Below are 20,069 nucleotides of genomic sequence, written 5' to 3'. Positions count from 1 at the left end.
AAAAATGAACTGCTTTTTTCCTAGGTTGCTTCGGTCCTGTCGATGAAGTCAAAGAACGACTTCACCGCCAGGCCCTCCAGCACTTGTCGGGGCTGAACAAGGCGCTTGCGCTTTTCTTATTGCTTGTATTCTGTTTGTACCATAAAATAGAATTAATTGAATATTTATTATTTGACTGGGAGGGAGTTGTTGAGTTTGGAAAATTTGCACAATCAGTCTTTTCCTTCAAAGACAATACTTGATTGGAAAGCAAAAGCCGAGGAATCTTTAAAAGGGAAATCGGTTGAGTCCTTGCAAAGTGCGACATATGAAAACATTTTTTTGAAACCGCTTTATTCCCGAGAAGATGAAAAAGCACCCTCAGAATATCCTGGTGAATCGGATTTTAGACGAGGTACAAACCCGCTTGGATATATAAAAAATGATTGGAAGGTGGCCCAGCGGATTCCCTATTCAACTATGGAAGAACTGAAGGTAAAGCTTACTTCTGCTGTTGGAAAAGGACAAACTGCCATTTCTTTTGATGTATCAAAAACACTTTTTGAATCAGATAATGATATTTCAAGTTTGTCCTTAGATTTGGTTGAAAAATTTCCATTTGCTATTGATTCCAAAGGCATGCAGCCAGCCTTGTTGGCAAAACTGTCCGGAGCAAATCGTGAAAAGATTTCTGGATATATTGGTTCTGACCCGATTTCACTATTTAGTGAAGAAGGTATCCTTTCAGAAAAATCTCTCAAGCTTTGGTTTGAAAACATTTGTGCCGCAGAAGCTATATTTCCAAATTTACGAACCATCCTAATTAATGCATCAACTTACCAAGATAACGGAGCAAACGCAGTTCAAGAACTGGCAATTGCTGCAGCCACAGGGGTTTTCTATCTTCAAAAGTTTATCGAGAGCGGTATGGATCTTGGGAAAATTCTCTCAAAAATGATATTCAAATTTTCGATTGGCAGCAACTTTTTTATGGAAATAGCCAAGCTCCGGGCAGCACGTATCATCTGGAGTAAAATAGCGGAGGCATATGGGGCCGGGAACGATAACAGGGGAATGGAAATTTCTGCAGAGACCTCAATCTTTACCAAAACCATTCATGACCCGCATGTAAATCTACTTCGCGCTGGAAATGAGGCGTTTGCGGCTGTAATCGGGGGTATTCAGTATTTGCATGTAGGTGCATTTGACGAAATAACAGGCTGCAATTCTTTCTCAGAAAGAATTGCAAGAAATACTCAGCTGATTTTAAAAGTAGAAACCCATTTGAAAAATATCATTGATCCAGCGGGGGGCTCTTGGTATATCGAAGCATTAACGGGAGAATTAGCCGAAAACGCATGGGAGTTCTTTCGGGAGATTGAAAGATATGGCGGTATTCTGGAAGCTTTGAAGACAGGCTGGCTCCAAAATGAGATTGCAACTGTTAGAAATAAAAGAATGCAAGATTCATTTACAAGAAAACAAAGTATTGTTGGAACAAATGTATATGCAAATCTGGATGAAACAGTGCCTGCTCTTCAAAGGGAAAAAGAAGAGGCAATTCTGGTTACACAATCAATAACAGATTTAATAAACGGGGAAGAGCCTCAATTTCAACAACTTAAGAAGTTAAGTTCTGGGGTAAAAATTGAACCGATAACGATAAAGAGATTAGCAGAGCCATATGAAAAACTGAGGAAAAGGGCAAAAGAAGTCGAGGATAGGTCGAGTTCTACGCCAATTCTAGGGATAATTTGCCTTGGGGAATTAAAACAATATAAAGCAAGATTTGATTTTATGAGAGGATTTGTTTCTGCCGGAGGTATTCAAGCGGTTGGGAGTGAGCCTATTTTTACAAATGAACAAGCAGTGAATTTTATTGCAAATCAAAAAACACAGCATTTTTGCCTTTGCGGCCAAAACGAACAATATGAAACAATTGGCCATAAACTCGTTAAAACCTTAAAAACTAAATTCCCAGAAAAGGTCTTTTATTTAGCCGGGTTACCGAAAGAGGATCATCAAGCACAATGGAAACAAGAAGGAATTGAAGAGTTCATTCATGTAAAAAGCAATTGCCATGAAACTCTTTCTGCAATACTTTCCGAAATGGAGGTGAAGGCCGATGCAAAAGCCTGATTTTCAAAACTTGCGCCTGTTTACTGAGCAACCGCTCAACAAAAAAGAACACTGGGAAGAAAAAGTGAAACAGGAGCTCGATACGTCCATTGAAGCTTTACTCTTTGAAACCAATGAACAAATCAAGTTAAAGGCACTTTATACTGAAGAGGACCGGGAAAGTTTGAAGCATATAGATGATTTGCCGGGGGTGCCCCCATATACGCGCGGTCCATATCCAACCATGTATGTCAACAGACCGTGGACCGTAAGGCAATATGCAGGATTCTCAACTGCTGAGGAAAGTAATGCGTTTTATCGCCGAAATTTGGCTATGGGGCAAAAAGGCTTGTCGGTTGCCTTTGATTTGGCGACCCACCGCGGCTATGACTCTGACCATCCGCGAGTTGTCGGTGATGTTGGAAAAGCAGGGGTGGCGATTGATTCCATTCTTGATATGAAAACACTTTTTGATGGAATTCCGCTTGATCAAATGTCGGTTTCGATGACGATGAATGGGGCAGTTTTACCGATTCTAGCTTTCTTTATTGTCACTGCCGAAGAACAGGGAGTCAGCCAGGAAAAGCTTGCCGGCACGATTCAAAACGATATTTTAAAAGAATATATGGTTCGTAACACCTATATTTATCCACCCGAAATGTCGATGAAAATTATTGCTGATATTTTTGAGTATACGTCTAAATACATGCCAAAGTTTAATAGTATCAGTATTTCCGGCTATCACATGCAGGAGGCTGGTGCCCCTGCTGATTTGGAGCTGGCATACACCCTTGCAGATGGATTGGAGTATGTACGGACTGGTCTTAAAGCCGGCATTGAAATTGATTCATTTGCTCCAAGATTATCGTTTTTCTGGGCGATCGGCATGAACTATTTCATGGAAGTGGCAAAAATGCGGGCAGCACGGTTAATTTGGGCAAAAATGATGAAATCATTTAATCCTAAAAATGATAAATCGCTTGCATTAAGGACCCATTCACAAACGTCAGGCTGGAGTTTGACGGAACAGGATCCGTTTAATAATGTGACACGGACATTGATTGAGGCACATGCGGCGGCGATGGGGCATACCCAATCCCTTCATACCAATGCACTGGATGAAGCAATCGCGCTTCCGACGGACTTTTCAGCACGAATTGCTCGGAACACTCAGCTGTTCCTTCAAGAGGAATCAGGAATTACAAAGGTGATTGACCCTTGGGCAGGATCTTATTATGTAGAAAAACTGACCGATGAATTGGTGCAAAGAGCTTGGATGCATATTGAAGAAATAGAAGGCCTTGGCGGAATGGCAAAGGCAATTGAAACAGGTCTTCCGAAAATGCGAATTGAAGAAGCAGCTGCCCGCAGGCAGGCGCAAATTGATTCCGGTAAAGAAATCATCATTGGTGTTAACCGTTATCGTTTAGAGAAGGAAGAACCAATTGATATTTTGGATATTGATAATACCGCCGTCCGTTTGAAGCAAATCGAAAAATTAAATACTCTAAAGCAAAGCAGGGATGACCAAAAAGTGCAAGAATCGCTTAATGCATTAACGAAGGCGGCAGAAGCAGGGGAAGGGAATCTGTTAGAACTTGCGGTTCAAGCTGCACGGGAAAGAGCGACACTTGGAGAAATTTCTGAATCAATCGAAAAAGTGGCCAACAGGCATAAAGCGGTCATCTATTCGATTAGTGGTGTTTATAGCTCTGCCTTTAGCAATGAAGAAGAAATTGCCGCTGTGAAAGCCATGTCGGATGAATTTCTTGAAAATGAAGGAAGAAGACCTCGAATCCTTATTGCCAAAATGGGGCAAGACGGTCATGATCGCGGGGCAAAGGTGATTGCCACAGCATTCGCTGACCTTGGGTTTGATGTGGATATCGGTCCATTGTTCCAAACACCGGAGGAAACAGCTTTGCAAGCAGTAGAAAATGATGTACACGTCATTGGGATGAGTTCCCTTGCTGCAGGACATAAAACACTGCTTCCACAGCTGATTACTGAATTGAAAAAGCTTGGGCGCGAAGATATATTAGTTGTCGCAGGCGGGGTCATCCCGGCACAGGATTATCAATTTTTATATGACCAAGGTGCAGCAGCTATTTTTGGACCGGGAACCGTCATTCCGGTAGCAGCACAAAAGGTCATTCAGGCCATCTATCAAAAACTGGGCTATGAGGAAGTGGCGGAATAGATGGCGACTGATCAAAAACCGGAATGGAGCGATCCATCTAATCCTGATTTATGCTCAAGTGTGGTAAGAAAGGGCGAAGAGCATGAAGTTCAAGCGACTTCCCTCCAAAAGAATACTCGATTCAAAAAGCGCAATACCCAAGAGATTTCCGTAGAAGAATTATATTGCGGTGTATTGAATGGAAATCGAAGCATCCTTGCCCGTGCCATTACGCTTGTGGAAAGTAATGCCGATCATCATTTTCAAAAAGCACAGGAACTGCTGCAGAAGCTCATGCCATCCACAGGAAACTCCATTCGGATTGGCATTACTGGTGTGCCGGGCGCCGGGAAAAGCACCTTTATTGAAGCATTTGGGGAATACCTCTGCAGTTTGGATTTAAAGGTTGCCGTGCTTGCGATTGACCCAAGCTCAAGTATTAGCGGCGGCAGTATATTAGGTGATAAAACCCGGATGGAGCAGTTATCAAGAAATTCACGAGCATTTATCCGTCCATCACCATCAGCGGGAAAGCTTGGTGGTGTCCATCGAAAAACACGGGAATCGATCCTTCTTTGTGAGGCAGCCGGTTTTGATGTGATTTTAATTGAAACAGTTGGTGTTGGACAAAGTGAGGTCATTATTAGAGACATGGTTGATTTTTTCATGCTCCTTGTCCTAACAGGTGCCGGTGATGAATTACAGGGGATGAAAAAAGGAATAATGGAGCTGGCCGATGCGATCATTGTCCATAAAGCAGATGGGGAGAATAAGCCAAAAGCAGAAAAGACCCGGAATGACTATAACCGCATCCTCCATTTTCTCCAGCCTGCCACAAAAGGCTGGATGACCAAAGCACATACATGCTCCTCATTAACCTTAGAGGGGATAAGTGGAATCTGGGATATGATTCAATCTTTTGAGCAGAAGGGTAAAGATTCAGGAGTGTTTGCAGAGCGAAGAAAAATCCAATCCCGGGAATGGCTTTATGCGCTAATCAGTGACCAACTCCACTACCACTTTTATCATCATCAAGGGGTTAAAAATCTGCTGCCAAAAATAGAAAATGAAGTAATTGCCGGAGAAAAAACTGTAGCTTCGGCGGTTGAAAGCCTTTTAAAAAGATTTTTTATTAAAGAAGGTAATCTCTGATTATCTTCTTTTTTCTAAAAGTTTTTGGAAATAAGTAGAAATATTTACCTTTTTCATACAAAAAGTGGTAATATTGTTTTTGGAAATATTTTAATATGCTAGAAAAAATAAAGAATGGTGGTATGATAAGGAATATAGTAAAATAAATGCTATTATTGGAAACAAAAAATTAGATTAATAGTTGGAGTGTGAAACATGTTTAAAAAGCTAATCGTACTAATTATGGCAGCTATTCTATTGATTACAGGCTGTCAAGCAGTCAATGGCGTAGATTTGAACAAAATGGTCCTAAACAGTGCACAAATTAAATCTTCTCAAAGTAAAACTACTTTATCACTTGATTTGAAATATTCCAAAACTAAAGTAGATAAAGAGACTCTCAAAGTTTTAAATCTTCTTAATCATATGAAATTGGAAGTAGAAACGAAAATGCAAGATAGCAATACAGTTTCACTTGCAGGAAATATTATTCTTTATAAAAAAGGTAAAATACCAGTTCGTCTTTATATGGACAAAAAACAAATGGTAATTTTACTGGACAATGCGAAAAAACCAATTCGAATTCCAGTTGATAGCGGTTCGTCATCAGACCAACAGTTAATCAAGGATGTGCAAACGAAATTACTTGCACCTGTTGTAAGGAATTTACCTAACCCATTCCCTGCACATCTAAAGGTAACACCAAATACTACTTTTAAAGTTCATGGTGCTACAGTAAAAGGACATCGTGTTCAAGCACAAGTTTATGCGAATGAACTGCCGAAGCTACTTGAAACCTTCCTGACTAATTTATCAAAGGATGAAAAGGCTATTGCAGACATTGTTAATGCGGTGAATGAAATCAATAAAGCAGCAGGCGATAATACTAAGATGACTAAGGATGAGTTTAAGGCGGGAATTGAACAGTTTAAGCAAATGCTGCCTGAACTTAAAAATGATCCGGCTTATAAATCGCTGCTTACAAGTAAAAATAATCTAAAAACAGATATTTTCTTAGACAAAAACTATTATGAGAGAAAAACATCTACAACTCTAAATATTAACAGCATTCCAGATGGTCAAGGATTAACAGGTGTTACGCTAAAAATCAATAATGAAACCTGGAATATTAATAAAAAAGTAACAGCCTCAAAGATTAAAAGATATTCAAATTACCTTAATGAAAATGCAACACCGGAACAATTCCTTGCTACTTTAGATAAGAAGAAAAGTGTTCTTTATTCTGCAATGACTTCCATGATGTACCAACCTTCTAAGGCTTTGAATAAATCACAAGTCAGTGTAACCAATAATAAGGGCAAAAAGGCAGATATAATTACGGTTAAAAGCATTAAGAACAATAGTATTCTAAAAGGTGCTGTAATCAAGGTTTACAGCAATGGAGGAAATTTGCTTGCTGTAATAGAGGCAAAAAGTAAAACAGCGGTTTTAACGGTAAAACAACTTGGAAAAAATTCAGGGAAAGTCTATGTGACAATTCAACATGCCAAAAAGGCAGAAAGTGCTAAAGTAGCAATTGCATACAAAGCTGAAAAAAGATAGATTCAAAAAGAGGCAGAAAGCTTATCGAAGGCTTTCTGTCTTTTTTGTACTATAAAAATTTATATCTTTGGAAAATGAGAATTGTCTAGCTCCAGCGCCTTTCTTAATTTCAAGGAAAATCATTTGATAATCTTACATTCTTACTGTTAATATGTAGATATAGATATATTTAAGTGAGGAGTGATAATATGAGTATGGATTTTAATTTTTTTATGAATGATGTTGTCCGACAGGCGCGCGAAGAAATCGTGTCAGCCGGTTATCAAGAATTAAAAACACCAGAAGAAGTGGAACAGGCTCTTGGACAAAAAGGTACAACTCTTGTAATGATAAACTCTGTTTGCGGCTGTGCCGGTGGTGTGGCTCGTCCTGCAGCAGCACATGCACTTCATTATGATAAGCGTCCCAATCATCTTGTGACAGTTTTTGCAGGCCAAGATAAGGCAGCTACTGAAAAAGCTAGAAGCTATTTCACTGGTTATCCGCCATCTTCTCCGTCTTTTGCTTTGTTAAAAGATGGTAAAATTCTTACGATGATTGAAAGACACCAAATTGAAGGGTTTGACCCAATGAACGTTGTTGGGAAATTGCAAAAAGATTTTGATCAATACTGTGATGAAATTTAATACGTTATTAAAAAGATGGTCAAGTGCGGCCATCTTTTTTCTTTTTGGTGAATGAAGTGCAGAAAATGGATACAAACTAAGGGGAAAAAGGCAGGTGGAATTTATGATAAAAATATTACCACCCATCCTGATTGCTTTTTTCATTTCGCCGCTTTGGCCATTAGGGTCCAATCCATTGTCAGGAGATCCCTTCCTTATCGTGAATAAGAGCAAAAATGAAATGGCATTTATTGATGATAATAAGGTGCAAACGGTAGTCAGTGTTGGAACAGGTAAAACACAGGAACTAACACCCGAAGGTCTTTTTACTGTTACGGTCAAAGCGAAAGATCCCTATTATCGTAAAACAAATATTACAGGCGGAAGCCAAAAAAATCCATTGGGAACTAGATGGATTGGTTTTGATGCGAGGGGAACGGATGGTCGAATTTATGGAATCCACGGAACCAATCAACCTGCATCGATAGGAAAGTATGTTTCACAGGGCTGCATCCGTATGCAAAATGAGGTGATTTCTTCACTTTTTCCACTCATTCCGCTGGGAACAAAAATTTTAGTGATATCTACAAAAAAATCATTTGAGAGATTAGCTGTAGAGAATGGTGCGATTAAATGAGGAAAAGGGACTGTCAGCAGTCCCTTTTTATATGTTTTATTTAATAAATTGTCCAATCCCTATTAGGAGGGTTGAGGCAAGCATGGCAAATAGCATTAAAATAACAATAATTTTTTGATTTTTCTTTTTAGACAATGAGAATACCTCCCTTATGATTATTTTATTCTATTTTACATGGAAAAGCCCAAATGAACAACTGAACAACCGCTCAATTTTAGGAAGGATTTATGAACTTTTTGGCGAATAAGATAATTGTCGAATTAATTTTAATAGTGGATCAGAGGGATAAGTATGATTAAAAAAGTCGACCATATTGGAATCGCAGTTCAATCACTCGAGAAAACGCTTCCTTTTTATACGGAAGTACTAAAGCTTCCCTTAATAGCGATTGAAGAGGTTGAAAATGAGAAATTAAAAGTAGCTTTTTTAAGTGCTGGTGAAACAAAAATTGAGTTACTTGAACCGTCTTCAGCGGAAAGCACTGTTGCCAAATTTATCGAAAAACGCGGTGAGGGTATTCATCATATTGCACTTGGGGTTGAATCAATAGAGGATCGTATCAAGGAAATGAAGGAAAATGGCATTCGGATGATTTCAGATCAGCCTAAGATAGGGGCAGGAGGAGCGCATGTTGCCTTTATGCACCCAAAATCGGCCTCCGGGGTTTTATATGAACTTTGTGAGAAAAAAGGGAAGAAGGGGTATCATGAGTGACATCTATGAAAAAATAAATGAATTATACGATAAGCGCAGAGAGGTCGAACTTGGCGGCGGGGACGAAAGAATTGACAAGCAGCATGAAAAAGGCAAGCTGACGGCCAGAGAAAGAATTGAGCTTTTAGTGGATACTGGTACATTTGTTGAATTAAATCCCTTTATTGAGCACCGTACCCATGATTTTGGGCTTGATGAACAAAAAGGACCCGGTGATGGAGTTGTGACGGGTTATGGGAAAGTGAACGGTCGGCCAATCTATCTTTTCTCTCAAGATTTCACCGTGTTTGGCGGTGCTTTAGGAGAAATGCATGCTAAAAAAATTGCTACTGTTATGGATTTGGCTGCGAAAAATGGTACACCATTTGTAGGGCTGAACGATTCCGGAGGTGCCCGTATTCAAGAGGGGGTTGTTTCACTTGATGGATACGGTCATATTTTTTATCGTAACGCCATTTACTCTGGGGTGATCCCGCAAATTTCAGTTATCATGGGGCCTTGCGCGGGTGGTGCTGTTTACTCACCGGCCATCACTGATTTTGTGTTTATGGTTGAAAAGACGAGCCAGATGTTTATTACCGGTCCAAAAGTTATTGAAACTGTAACAGGGGAGAAGATTTCTGCAGAGGATTTGGGAGGGGCGAATGTCCATAACACCATCAGCGGAAACGCCCATTTTCAATCCGAGTCAGAGGCCGAAGTTTTACATAATGTTCGTAAACTTTTAAGCTATTTGCCGCAAAATAATGAAGAAAAAACTCCGCGACTTGCTGTCGAAGAAGAAGACGATTATCGGCCAGACTTAACGGATGTAATTCCATTTGATGCAGTGCGTCCGTATGACGTACGTAAAGTGATTGAGCAGGTTGCCGATAAAGATTCGTTTATGGAAATTCAAAAGGATTTTGCAAAAAATATAGTGGTTGGCTTTGCAAGAATAAAAGGTGAAACTATTGGTCTAGTCTGTAATCAACCTAAGGTAATGGCCGGGGGATTAGATATCGATTCTTCCGATAAAGCAGCAAGATTCATCCGTACTTGTGATTCTTTTAATATTCCGATCATTACATTTGAAGATGTTACCGGCTTTTTCCCAGGGGTTAAGCAGGAACACGGAGGAATCATCCGCCACGGTGCAAAAATCTTATTTGCCTATTCCGAAGCAACTGTTCCAAAGCTTACAATTATTTTACGAAAGGCTTATGGCGGCGCATATGTTGCTCTTAACAGTAAATCGATTGGCGCAGACCTTGTTTTTGCATGGCCCAATGCCGAGATTGCTGTGATGGGTCCGCAAGGTGCTGCGAATATTATTTTTGCCAAGGAAATTCAAAACAGTGAGAATCCTGAAGCAGTCAGACAACAAAAGATTGAAGAATACCGTGAAAAATTCGCAAATCCATATGTGGCGGCAAGCAGGGGAATGATAGATGATGTCATTGATCCGCGCGAAACAAGAATAAAAATTATTCAATCTTTAGAAATGCTTCGTTCGAAGAAAGAGTCGAGACCATATAAAAAGCATGGGAATATACCGCTATAACCTTGTGATTTTGCAATTCTTTCATTTGATGAGATTTTCGCGAAAAGGTATACTAAAATAGTGAGTGTAGTACATATAATGGAGGGTTCGGCTAGATGATTAATCAAGAACGTCTATTGAAAGAGTTTTTGGAATTAGTACAAATCGACTCAGAAACAAAATATGAGACGGAAATTGCGAAAGTTTTAAAGCAAAAGTTTTCTGATTTAGGTCTTGAAGTTTTTGAAGATGATACAACAGCACAAACAGGCCATGGAGCAGGGAATTTAATTTGTACCCTGCCTGCTACAAAAGAAGGTGTCGACCCAATTTATTTCACGTCCCATATGGACACGGTGGTTCCGGCAAAAGGTGTAAAGCCATCTATTAAAGATGGTTATGTGGTAACCGATGGTACAACGATTCTTGGTGCGGATGATAAAGCTGGCTTGGCTGCCATGTTTGAGATGATTCGTGTTTTAAAAGAACAAAATATTGATCATGGATTAATCCAATTTATCATTACCGCTGGAGAAGAATCCGGTCTTGTTGGTGCAAAGGCATTGGATCCTTCCCTAATAAAGGCGAAATATGGCTATGCCCTTGATAGTGATGGTTTAGTCGGAAATGTTATCGTTGCTGCTCCTACACAAGCAAAAGTGAAAACGGTCATTTATGGAAAAACAGCCCATGCAGGGGTTGCACCGGAAAAAGGGATTTCCGCGATTACGATTGCCGCTAAAGCAATTGCGAAAATGCCATTAGGAAGAATTGACAAAGAAACAACAGCGAATATTGGCCGTTTTGAGGGTGGCCAGGCGACAAATATTGTCTGCGACCGAGTGGATATTTTAGCTGAAGCCCGCTCATTAGTCTCTGAAAAAATGCAGGTACAGGTTCAAAAAATGAAGGATGCCTTCGAAACAGTTGCAGAAGAAATGGGCGGAAGAGCAGAAGTGAATGTTGAAGTTATGTACCCAGGTTTTAAATTTGGCGAGGGAGATCAAGTCGTTGAAATTGCCCGCAAAGCCGCTGGGAAAATCGGCCGCAGCTGTGAATTGCAGCATAGCGGTGGCGGAAGCGATGCCAATGTGATTGCCGGATTTGGAATTCCTACTGTCAATCTTGCTGTTGGCTATGAAGAAATTCATACAACGAACGAACGGATGCCAATTGAAGAATTATACAAATTGGCGGAAATGACGTTGGCAATTATTGATGAAGTAACAAATCAATAATACAGTATGAAGGGGAGCGGGCTGCTCCCCTTTTTGGCCGATAGGAAAGTAAACTTTCCTATCAGGCATAAGTGCAACTACGCCTCATGAACCGCCCTTAGGGGCTTGCCAGTCGGCGAGTTTTCTTTATTGTACTTTAGTTATAAAGTTTACAGGAAGTGCCGAACATGAAGGAAATGTATCCGAAAAACGGAAGAGTCATTTTACATGTTGATATGAATAGCTTTTATGCATCGGTGGAGATGGCCTATGATCCTGAACTAAAGGGGAAACCACTTGCGATTGCCGGGAATGTTGAAGAACGAAGAGGAATTATTGTCACCTGCAGCTACGAAGCAAGGAGATTTGGCGTGAAAACGACGATGCCGCTTTGGGAGGCTAAAAAGCTTTGCCCACAGCTGATTGTAAAATCCCCTAATTTCGAGCGGTACCGCGCTGCTTCCATGGGCATGTTTGAAATTCTCAGACAATATACTGAACTTGTTGAACCTGTTTCGATTGATGAGGGCTATATGGATATTACGGAGTCATATGAAATTGGGAGCCCGATTGAAATTGCTGAAAGTATTCAAAAAAGAATTCAAGAGCAGCTAGATTTGCCCTGCAGCATTGGGATTGCCCCCAATAAGTTTTTAGCGAAAATGGCCTCTGATATGAAAAAACCAATGGGAATTACGATTCTTCGTAAACGGGATATCCCATCTGTTCTTTGGCCGTTAAATACAAATGAGATGCACGGTGTCGGCAAAAAGACTGCTGAAAAGCTGACAACGATTGGCATTTATACCATTGGCGATTTGGCAATGGGGAATGAGGTTCAGCTAAAAAACTTGTTAGGGATAAATGGTCTTCGCATCAAAGATCGTGCGAATGGAATTGATTCCAGGGCGGTTGATCCAGAATCGGTTGCCGATTTTAAAAGCATTGGCAATTCTACAACACTTCCAAGGGATATTAGTAATCAGCAAGAGTTATTCCATGTTCTCGATTCATTAGCAGAAACGGTTTCAGTCAGATTAAAGCGTAAAAACGTCCTCGCATCTACTTTGGGGATTACGATTCGTTTTAAAGATCGAAAGACGATTACCAGAAGTAAAAAACTTTCAAATCCAATTAGCCAAAAAGAGGAAATTTCGACTGCTGCAAAGCAGTTATTTATCAAGCATTGGAATGGAGATCCTGTAAGGTTATTAGGTATTACCGGATCTGATTTACTAGACCAAGAAGAGGCTTATAAGCAGCTTGATTTGTTTTCCTATGAAAAGGAGGCGAAGAAGGAGCCATTGCTTAAGACGATTTCGGTCCTTCAGGAAAAGTACGGAAAACATATCGTTGAGACTGCTTCTTCGCAAAAACCAATTGACCCCAATCACAAAATAGGAACCGCGACAAGCTTTAATAAGGATTTTTTACGGTCGTTTCCGGAAAAGCATAAAGAAGAATAAAAGCTCCGCTTTGGTGGTGAAAACAAAGCGGAGCTTTGAAATTCTTATTTTTCAAATATTGTATTGGATAGGAGACGGAAAAGGTAATCAGTATGATCACGGAAGCCTGCTTCAAGTCCAATCAAGGTAACGTCTTTATTCTGTTCTTTTACTACTACGGCCTGACCTTTTGCATTTTGGTTATTTCTCCAGTGACCAGCAACAAAGAAATCATTCGCGTTGGCATATTTGGCAACAACTTTATCATTTCCAGTATTTGTATACCAAACTGGACGATAGACAAAACCGAAGTCATCCTTACCATAACCAGCTGTTAAACCAGTACCTTCGTAATCTACCTTCACAATTCCATTGCTATCAGAACCACCAACATTAACGGTGTCATCTGTTAGACCGAGGGTATTCGTTGCTTGTGAGGCTGTTGATCCTACTGCAATATATTTACCGCCTTTGTTCACAAAGTCGACAATGTTCGCGCGCAGCTTCGTTTCTTGCGCCTTGTCTTGCACTCCAAATTCCTTGTTTGAAGCACTCGTGATGACACTAATTAAGCTAGATGATCCGCTATACACAAAAACATCAAATCCACTTAGACCGTTTTCGGCAACTTCAACTGGGGTTACTTCTGTCACGTCAAATCCTAGTCGTTTCAGTGCAAGCTTTGTGCCACTGTGGGACTGAACTTTACTAATTCCTCCATCCTTGAAAATAGCTACTTTTAAGCTCGATAAGACGCTAGCATCGGCTGGTACTTTTGCAGTACTCTCAATTTGCAATCCGGATTCTTTCACGGCAGCGGAGATCTTATTCGCAGTTGCTTCTGTGTAGAAGTTCCCGCTTTCATCACGTTTGACCTCCAACCCTTGTTGGATTAGTGTATTTACTAGATTAATAGCTTTAACCGAACTGTTTGGAATCAAGAATGGACCTTTACCAGAAATGGAACCTTGTTCACTGATTTTGTTCACTTTTGTGGTCGTCACATTAATAGAGCTTTGTGTCGCCACCGCTTCAAAGCCCCACAGTTCAGGCAGACTCCATGCTGAAATATCGTACATGGCACCAATATCATTTGTAATGTCTTCCCCATCCCATAGCATAGTGTTCGCCAAGCCGGCTTTCGCCTGATCCATCATCACAATGTAAGTCCCTTTCGGATAGGTTCTTCCATCAACAGTAAATGCTTTTGGTGATTGAAGAACATCAATATCATTGTTGATTAAATGATTGACTGCTTTATTTGTTATCGTTGGGTCTTTCTCATTAGCCGGAAGAATATAAGCTTTTGGGAAGAAACCGTCCTTATGGAAAGGATGATCAAAGTTAATTCCGCGTTTGAACATTTCAATTTGGTCCGTAATCATCGCTTGTTTGTTTTCCGTTGCAAAATTTAGCGCCCCGATAATGGCATTATACATCCAACGGACACCATCCCAATCATTCGTTGGCGTTTCTAACGTATGACCGTAAGCCCCATGGTACATTGCATACATTGGTGTGAAAATTGGCGGATAATCATCCCAGCCGTCTTTATCATTTCGCTGCGGAATATAGACACCTTGCATGTTTTTATATAAGTTACTATTAGTTGGGGTACTTCCTACGAATTGATCCTTTACTTTCATAATTTGCGCTTCCATCGCTTCAGCCTGTTTATAAGCCCACTTGTTGTAAAGATCATATTCATAGTTAGGGTTATGAGGAGGCGTACAAGGTTCGATTAATCCTTGGCGATTTGGTGCGTAATTTTTTACGTAACCGTGTGTATCAAGGAATACCATTGGATTCCATTCTTTAATAAGCTCCGCGGTTTCTCTAGTTTCCGGCTGAGACTGGGTAATAAAGTCACGGTTCAAGTCAATTCCCTCACCGTTAAAACGTGTAGCATCGACACGTCCGTCAGGATTTTGCACTACATTAAATATAAGAATATTATTCGCTAAAATGTTTTTCGTTTCCTGGTCATTTTGTGTGGCAAAGCGTTCAATTAATTGAAGAATGGCATCGCTTCCTGCGAATTCTGTCCCGTGAATGGAACCGTTAATCATAATCGGAACTTTAAAATCAGAATTATTAGCAATCCAGTCCTGCGCTTTTCCTGGATTTTTAAACATTTGTTTTCTTAAGGCCTGGATTTTTCCAAATTTCCCTTGAGTGGTTGGATCGGCAATTGTTACGACATAAAGAGGATGTCCTTTTGCCGAAGTTCCTCGTACCTCAACCTTTATTCGGTTTGATTGTTTTTCAATATCTTTTAACTTAGTTCCAATTTGCGAAAATTTAACAAAATCATAGTTTTCACTATTAAACTTACTTCCATCTTGTTCTTCATACACATTGACATTCGTCCATTTTGGTCCATCGGCAAAACTTGCAGTAAAAGGAATCGTAGTTGTAAACAAACCTATTGTCAAAAGACTTGCAACCGCTTTCTTTTTCTTCATTTTTCCATCCGCCCTTTTAATAGTTTTTAGAATAATTGAATATTAAATCTCTAAATTTTACCTATGTATATCAATTCACCTCCGGTTTTCTCATTAAATTTTAATGCAATTCTATTGTAATTTTAATCTACTGAATATTCTGTCGGAAATTGACTTAATATTTAAATTTCGACCTACAAAATTTTTACTTTCCGAAATACAAAAAAGCTCCGCTTTGCTATAACCAAAACGGAGCTTTTTTAAAATTGTATTTTAGTTGCAGGTTTCTACTTCCAGCTCTGTAACTGGCCACCAGGAAAAACCATCTTTTTCTAATAATTGATCTGCTGCATCAGGACCTCTTGAACCCGATGCATAGTTAGGAAAACTTTCATCCTTACTATTTTTCCAGGCTTCTGAGATTTTATCAACAAAGCTCCAGGAATAGGCTACCTCATCCCAATGGGTAAAGTTTGTTGCATCTCCCTGCATGCAGTCGTATAAAAGCTTTTCATATCCTTCCGGAGTATTCATTGCATGAATTCCCGTATTGGCAAAGCTCAATTTCACCACTTGAGCATCAAGATGTCCGCCTGCTTTTTTGGCATTTAAATGTAATGTAATTCCTTCCTCCGGTTGTATATGGATAACAAGGAGATTAGGATTTAACATTTTCTCGGTTTGGTAGTATAAATTCATTGGTATATCTTTAAATTGAACGACAATTTTGGTGGATTTCACTTTCAGTCTTTTACCTGTTCTGATGTAAAAAGGAACTCCAGCCCAGCGGAAATTATCAATCATGATTTTTGCTGCTACGTAAGTCTCTGTATTTGAATCCTTGTCCACCATTGGTTCATCACGATATTTTGGAACTTTTTTTCCGTCCATTTCTCCTTCACCGTATTGCCCGCGAACAAAATAATCCTTCACTTCTTCTCCTTCTACCTTACGAATAGCTCTAAATACTCTGCCTTTTTCGGAACGAATTTCATCCGTTGTAAGCTTGATAGGTGGTTCCATCGCAAGAAGGGCTACCATTTGCAGCATGTGGTTTTGGAGCATGTCACGTAAGGCACCGCTATTTTCGTAATAGCGGCCCCGCTCCTCAACCCCAAGTGTCTCACTTGATGTAACTTGTATGTTGGAAATATAGCGGTTATTCCATAATGGTTCGAAAATGGCATTGGCGAAACGGATTACTTCGATGTTTCGGACCATTTCTTTTCCAAGATAGTGGTCAATCCGATAAATTTCTTCCTCGGAAAAGGCTGTCCTGATTTGTTTATTTAATTCTTTTGCAGACTCAAGGTCATGACCGAACGGTTTTTCAATAACAAGCCGTTTATATCCTTTAACATCGGTTAACCCGTCAGATTTTAAATGCAGGGCAATCGGGCCAAAAAATTCAGGAGCCATGGCGAGATAAAAAATTCGGTTGCCTTCCAACTTATAATGCTCATCAATCTCATTTGCCAATTTTTTTAGCGCAATGTATGAACTTGAATCCTGTACATCGTGTGCTTGATAGTAAAAATGTGAAATAAATTCATCAATATTTGTATCTCTTCCCAAAGCGGAAAGAACAGATTCTTTTACGGATTGTTGAAATTCATCATTTGAAATCGATCTTCTTGCCACCCCAATAATAGCAAATTGATCGGATAAACGTCCTTTTTCAAATAACCGGTACAGCGAAGGAAATAATTTCCTTTTTGCTAAATCGCCGGTTGCACCAAAAATCATAATGAGTGAAGATGTGCTTCCAGTATGTTCCACTTATAATACCTCATTTCCAGTATGTATGGTTAAAAATTAAGGTGTCTTACCAAGTATTAAATTTTAGCTGTTTCCTTTATGATTCGCAAATAAAAAGCAATCATGTAAATTAACCATTTATTTTCGATGCCTCATTTGTGCTATATTAAAGCTAATACATAATGGTAAGGAGTTTACTAAAAGTGGATATTTTTTTCTTAGGGACGGGTGCAGGAATGCCGGCAAAGTTTCGCAATGTTACATCCATTGCCTTAAAATTACTGGAAGAGCGGGGAAGCATTTGGTTATTTGACGTGGGAGAAGCAACCCAGCATCAAATTTTACATACTTCACTTAAACCGCGCAGAATTGAAAAAATTTTTATTACCCATCTTCATGGTGATCATATTTATGGATTGCCTGGGCTTTTATCAAGCCGCTCCTTTCAAGGGGGAGAATCGGAAGTAACTGTATATGGTCCAAAGGGAATTAAGGAATTTATTGATGTGAGTCTTTCTGTTAGCCAAACCTATTTAAAATATAATATAACGGTTATTGAGATTGAGGATGGGATTATTTTTGAGGATGAACAGTTTATTGTAGAAGCAAATGCTTTAGACCATGGGATTACTTCCTATGGGTATCGAATTGTTGAAAAGGACAGGCCTGGGACATTGTTGGCGGATAAATTAGTGGAGATTGGGGTTCGTCCAGGACCTATTTTTAAAAAGGTTAAGGAAGGGGAAACGGTTACGCTTGAAGACGGAAGAACGATTAACCCGGCTGATTTCCTTGGGCCGCCTCAAAAGGGGAGAATTGTAACGATTTTGGGAGATACTAGGTACTGCGAAAAGGCGATTTCTTTAGCGGAATATGCGGATCTGTTAGTACACGAAGCTACCTTCTCAAAAGGAGATGAGAAGCTAGCATATGATTATTTTCATTCCACAACACATCAGGCAGCGAAAATTGCGAAAATGTCTGGCTGCAAACAGCTTTGCTTGACCCATATCAGTTCCCGTTATGATCGACAAGCTTCAAGGGAATTAGTGGAAGAGGCTCGAGAGATTTTTCCGAATACCGATATTGCGGAGGATTTTAAAGAAATCAACATACCTTTGAAATAACTTTCGGACATAAAAAATGTCCTTCATCCCGCCTATGAAGGACATTTCTACCTATTTATATCCAGCCCCGTTTATATTGTACCGGTGTTTCAATCTCTGCCCCCAGTTCTTTGGCTGCAGTCCTAGGCCAGTAAGGATCACGCAACAGTTCTCGGGCTAAGAAAACTAAATCGGCCCGGTCATTTTGCAAAATTTCTTCAGCTTGAAGAGGGGAAGTAATCAACCCAACCGCACCCGTAGCAATATCTGCTCCATTCTTAATCTCTTCAGCAAACTTTACTTGGTAACCAGGGTAAACATTAATACGAGCAGGTACAACTGCACCAGAACTAACGTCAATTAAGTCAACGCCTTGATCCTTCATCCATTTACTGAAGGTTACATAATCCTCTGGCGTTAAGCCTTCCTCGTTATAATCGTGTGCAGAAACTCTTACAAATAAAGGGCCATTCCATACAGATTTGACAGCATCAATCACCTCACGAAGGAAACGGTAGCGGTTTTCAGCCGAACCGCCGTATTCGTCTGTTCGTTGATTAGAAAGCGGTGATAAAAATTCATTAACCAAATATCCGTGTGCTCCGTGAATTTCGATGATATCAAAGCCGACATTTGCTGCCCGTTCCGCACCTTTTTTAAATGCTTCAACAGTTTCTTCAACTTCTGCCACGGTCATTTCCTTAGGTGTTTTACTATTTTCATTATAAGCAAGTGCTGAAGGAGCAAGAATTTCTCCCTCTAAAACGGCTTTTCTGCCTGCATGGGCAAGCTGTATTCCTGTTTTGGCTCCATGCTCTTTCATAAGGTCAACTAATTCCTTAAACCCCTCAACATGCTCGTCGCTCCAAATTCCCAAATCTTGAGGGGAAATGCGGCCTTGTGGAGTAACGGCAGTAGCTTCCACAATAATCAGTCCAACCTGGCCAACAGCTCTGCTTGTGTAGTGAGTCCGGTGCCAGTTTTGAACATGACCATCTTCATTATGACTCGAATACATGCACATTGGAGACATGACAATACGATTTTTTATCGTAATTCCTTTAATTGTATAGGATGAGAATAATTTTGCTGTCATACTAGAATTCCTCCATTTCGATTATCTAAACTTTTTATAGTATACCAAACACCGGATTTTTTTGAAAAATTCTGCACTTACCTTAATTCTGTTAGTGTTAATTTTTCATTGACATATTTTTAAATCGTGCATATATTGTATGTGGTTGAATATACTCTTTTTATTCTGTTAGGTGAGGCTCCTGTATAGAGAAATGCTGCTGCCCAAAAATGTCGAGAGACGCCAATGGGTCAACAGGAAAGATCGGAAAAGGTCTTTTTTAATGTAGCTGGTATTTGTACCTATGCTATACAGTGCTAAAGCTCAACGAGGGAACTGTGGAGGCCATATCGGGCTGATTTTTTTTTGATCAGTATTGATGGTATTTTTGTGTGTGCAAAAATAGCCTTTATTTCTTCTTGTTGAGAAATAAAGGCTATTTTTTGTTTTATCAACAATTATGTGCAAACTATTTTTATAAATATTTAGGAGGTGATTTCGATGGACGAAGGATCTGATACAAATGATATTGATAAAAGCATATATAGGGACTATGGGGGATTTTCAGACTTTGTC

At 39.8% G+C, this 20,069-nt stretch carries 15 protein-coding genes and 1 riboswitch; of the genes, 11 read left to right on the top strand and 4 right to left on the bottom strand.

Translation table 11 applies throughout. The features are described 5' to 3' along the window. Positions 1–189: 189 nt before the first annotated feature. The 6 genes from BIV60_RS16725 to BIV60_RS16700 all read left to right on the top strand — a co-directional run bounded on the left by BIV60_RS16725 (position 190) and on the right by BIV60_RS16700 (position 8,212). Positions 190–2,118 (top strand): methylmalonyl-CoA mutase subunit beta, encoded by a 1,929-nt coding sequence (locus BIV60_RS16725; RefSeq protein WP_071356846.1) that lies wholly within the window; start codon positions 190–192, stop codon positions 2,116–2,118. Continuing rightward, positions 2,105–4,297, top strand: coding sequence for a methylmalonyl-CoA mutase (scpA, locus tag BIV60_RS16720; RefSeq protein WP_071356845.1), 2,193 nt, complete (start codon positions 2,105–2,107; stop codon positions 4,295–4,297). Before BIV60_RS16725 ends, scpA begins: the two co-directional genes overlap by 14 nt. Next, positions 4,298–5,428 (top strand): methylmalonyl Co-A mutase-associated GTPase MeaB, encoded by a 1,131-nt coding sequence (meaB, locus tag BIV60_RS16715; protein ID WP_071356844.1) that lies wholly within the window; start codon positions 4,298–4,300, stop codon positions 5,426–5,428. Between the two features lie 195 nt (positions 5,429–5,623). Beyond that, the gene (locus tag BIV60_RS16710) at positions 5,624–6,970 is read left to right on the top strand and encodes a hypothetical protein (RefSeq protein WP_071356843.1); all 1,347 of its coding nucleotides are present in this window, start codon (positions 5,624–5,626) and stop codon (positions 6,968–6,970) included. 188 nt (positions 6,971–7,158) lie between these two features. Beyond that, the gene (locus tag BIV60_RS16705) at positions 7,159–7,596 is read left to right on the top strand and encodes a BrxA/BrxB family bacilliredoxin (protein WP_071356842.1); all 438 of its coding nucleotides are present in this window, start codon (positions 7,159–7,161) and stop codon (positions 7,594–7,596) included. A gap of 103 nt (positions 7,597–7,699) precedes the next feature. Then, positions 7,700–8,212 carry a L,D-transpeptidase gene (locus BIV60_RS16700; protein WP_071356850.1) on the top strand — a complete coding sequence of 171 codons (513 nt, stop codon included), beginning with the start codon at positions 7,700–7,702 and terminating at the stop codon, positions 8,210–8,212. Positions 8,213–8,248: 36 nt separating this feature from the next. Here the strand turns inward: BIV60_RS16700 and prli42 are convergent, their stop codons facing one another. Further along, complete coding sequence (prli42, locus tag BIV60_RS29770; RefSeq protein WP_177177323.1) at positions 8,249–8,347, bottom strand: stressosome-associated protein Prli42; 99 nt, start codon at positions 8,345–8,347, stop codon at positions 8,249–8,251. Between the two features lie 156 nt (positions 8,348–8,503). Here prli42 and mce point away from each other — a divergent pair, with 156 nt between their 5' ends. The 4 genes from mce (at position 8,504) to BIV60_RS16680 (ending at position 13,131) form a co-directional block, all read left to right on the top strand. Beyond that, positions 8,504–8,926: a methylmalonyl-CoA epimerase gene (mce, locus tag BIV60_RS16695; protein WP_071356841.1), complete on the top strand. Its 423-nt coding sequence runs from the start codon at positions 8,504–8,506 to the stop codon at positions 8,924–8,926. Next, positions 8,919–10,469, top strand: coding sequence for an acyl-CoA carboxylase subunit beta (locus BIV60_RS16690; protein WP_071356840.1), 1,551 nt, complete (start codon positions 8,919–8,921; stop codon positions 10,467–10,469). Before mce ends, BIV60_RS16690 begins: the two co-directional genes overlap by 8 nt. Positions 10,470–10,564: 95 nt before the next feature. Next, positions 10,565–11,686 (top strand): M20/M25/M40 family metallo-hydrolase, encoded by a 1,122-nt coding sequence (locus tag BIV60_RS16685; RefSeq protein WP_071356839.1) that lies wholly within the window; start codon positions 10,565–10,567, stop codon positions 11,684–11,686. Between the two features lie 167 nt (positions 11,687–11,853). Next, positions 11,854–13,131, top strand: a complete 1,278-nt coding sequence (locus BIV60_RS16680; protein ID WP_071356838.1) for a DNA polymerase IV — start codon at positions 11,854–11,856, stop codon at positions 13,129–13,131. Between the two features lie 44 nt (positions 13,132–13,175). On the opposite strand, the gene BIV60_RS16675 is transcribed toward BIV60_RS16680, so the two are convergent. Beyond that, positions 13,176–15,575, bottom strand: a complete 2,400-nt coding sequence (locus BIV60_RS16675; protein WP_071356837.1) for a M14 family zinc carboxypeptidase — start codon at positions 15,573–15,575, stop codon at positions 13,176–13,178. Positions 15,576–15,827: 252 nt separating this feature from the next. Next, complete coding sequence (gene zwf / locus BIV60_RS16670; protein ID WP_071356849.1) at positions 15,828–17,300, bottom strand: glucose-6-phosphate dehydrogenase; 1,473 nt, start codon at positions 17,298–17,300, stop codon at positions 15,828–15,830. Positions 17,301–17,515: 215 nt separating this feature from the next. Between zwf and rnz the strand changes: the two genes are divergently transcribed. Beyond that, entirely contained in the window at positions 17,516–18,439 is a 924-nt protein-coding gene (gene rnz / locus BIV60_RS16665) for a ribonuclease Z (RefSeq protein WP_071356836.1), read from the top strand. Between the two features lie 55 nt (positions 18,440–18,494). Here rnz and namA read toward each other — a convergent pair whose 3' ends face one another. After that, entirely contained in the window at positions 18,495–19,514 is a 1,020-nt protein-coding gene (gene namA, locus BIV60_RS16660) for an NADPH dehydrogenase NamA (RefSeq protein WP_071356835.1), read from the bottom strand. Positions 19,515–19,671: 157 nt separating this feature from the next. Further along, a riboswitch (M-box (ykoK) riboswitch) is annotated at positions 19,672–19,835 on the top strand. The last annotated feature ends 234 nt before the right edge of the window (positions 19,836–20,069 follow it).

Source organism: Bacillus sp. MUM 116 (assembly GCF_001866655.1).
Taxonomy (GTDB): Bacteria; Bacillota; Bacilli; order Bacillales; family Cytobacillaceae; genus Neobacillus.
This window is presented reverse-complemented; position numbering and strand designations above follow the sequence as displayed.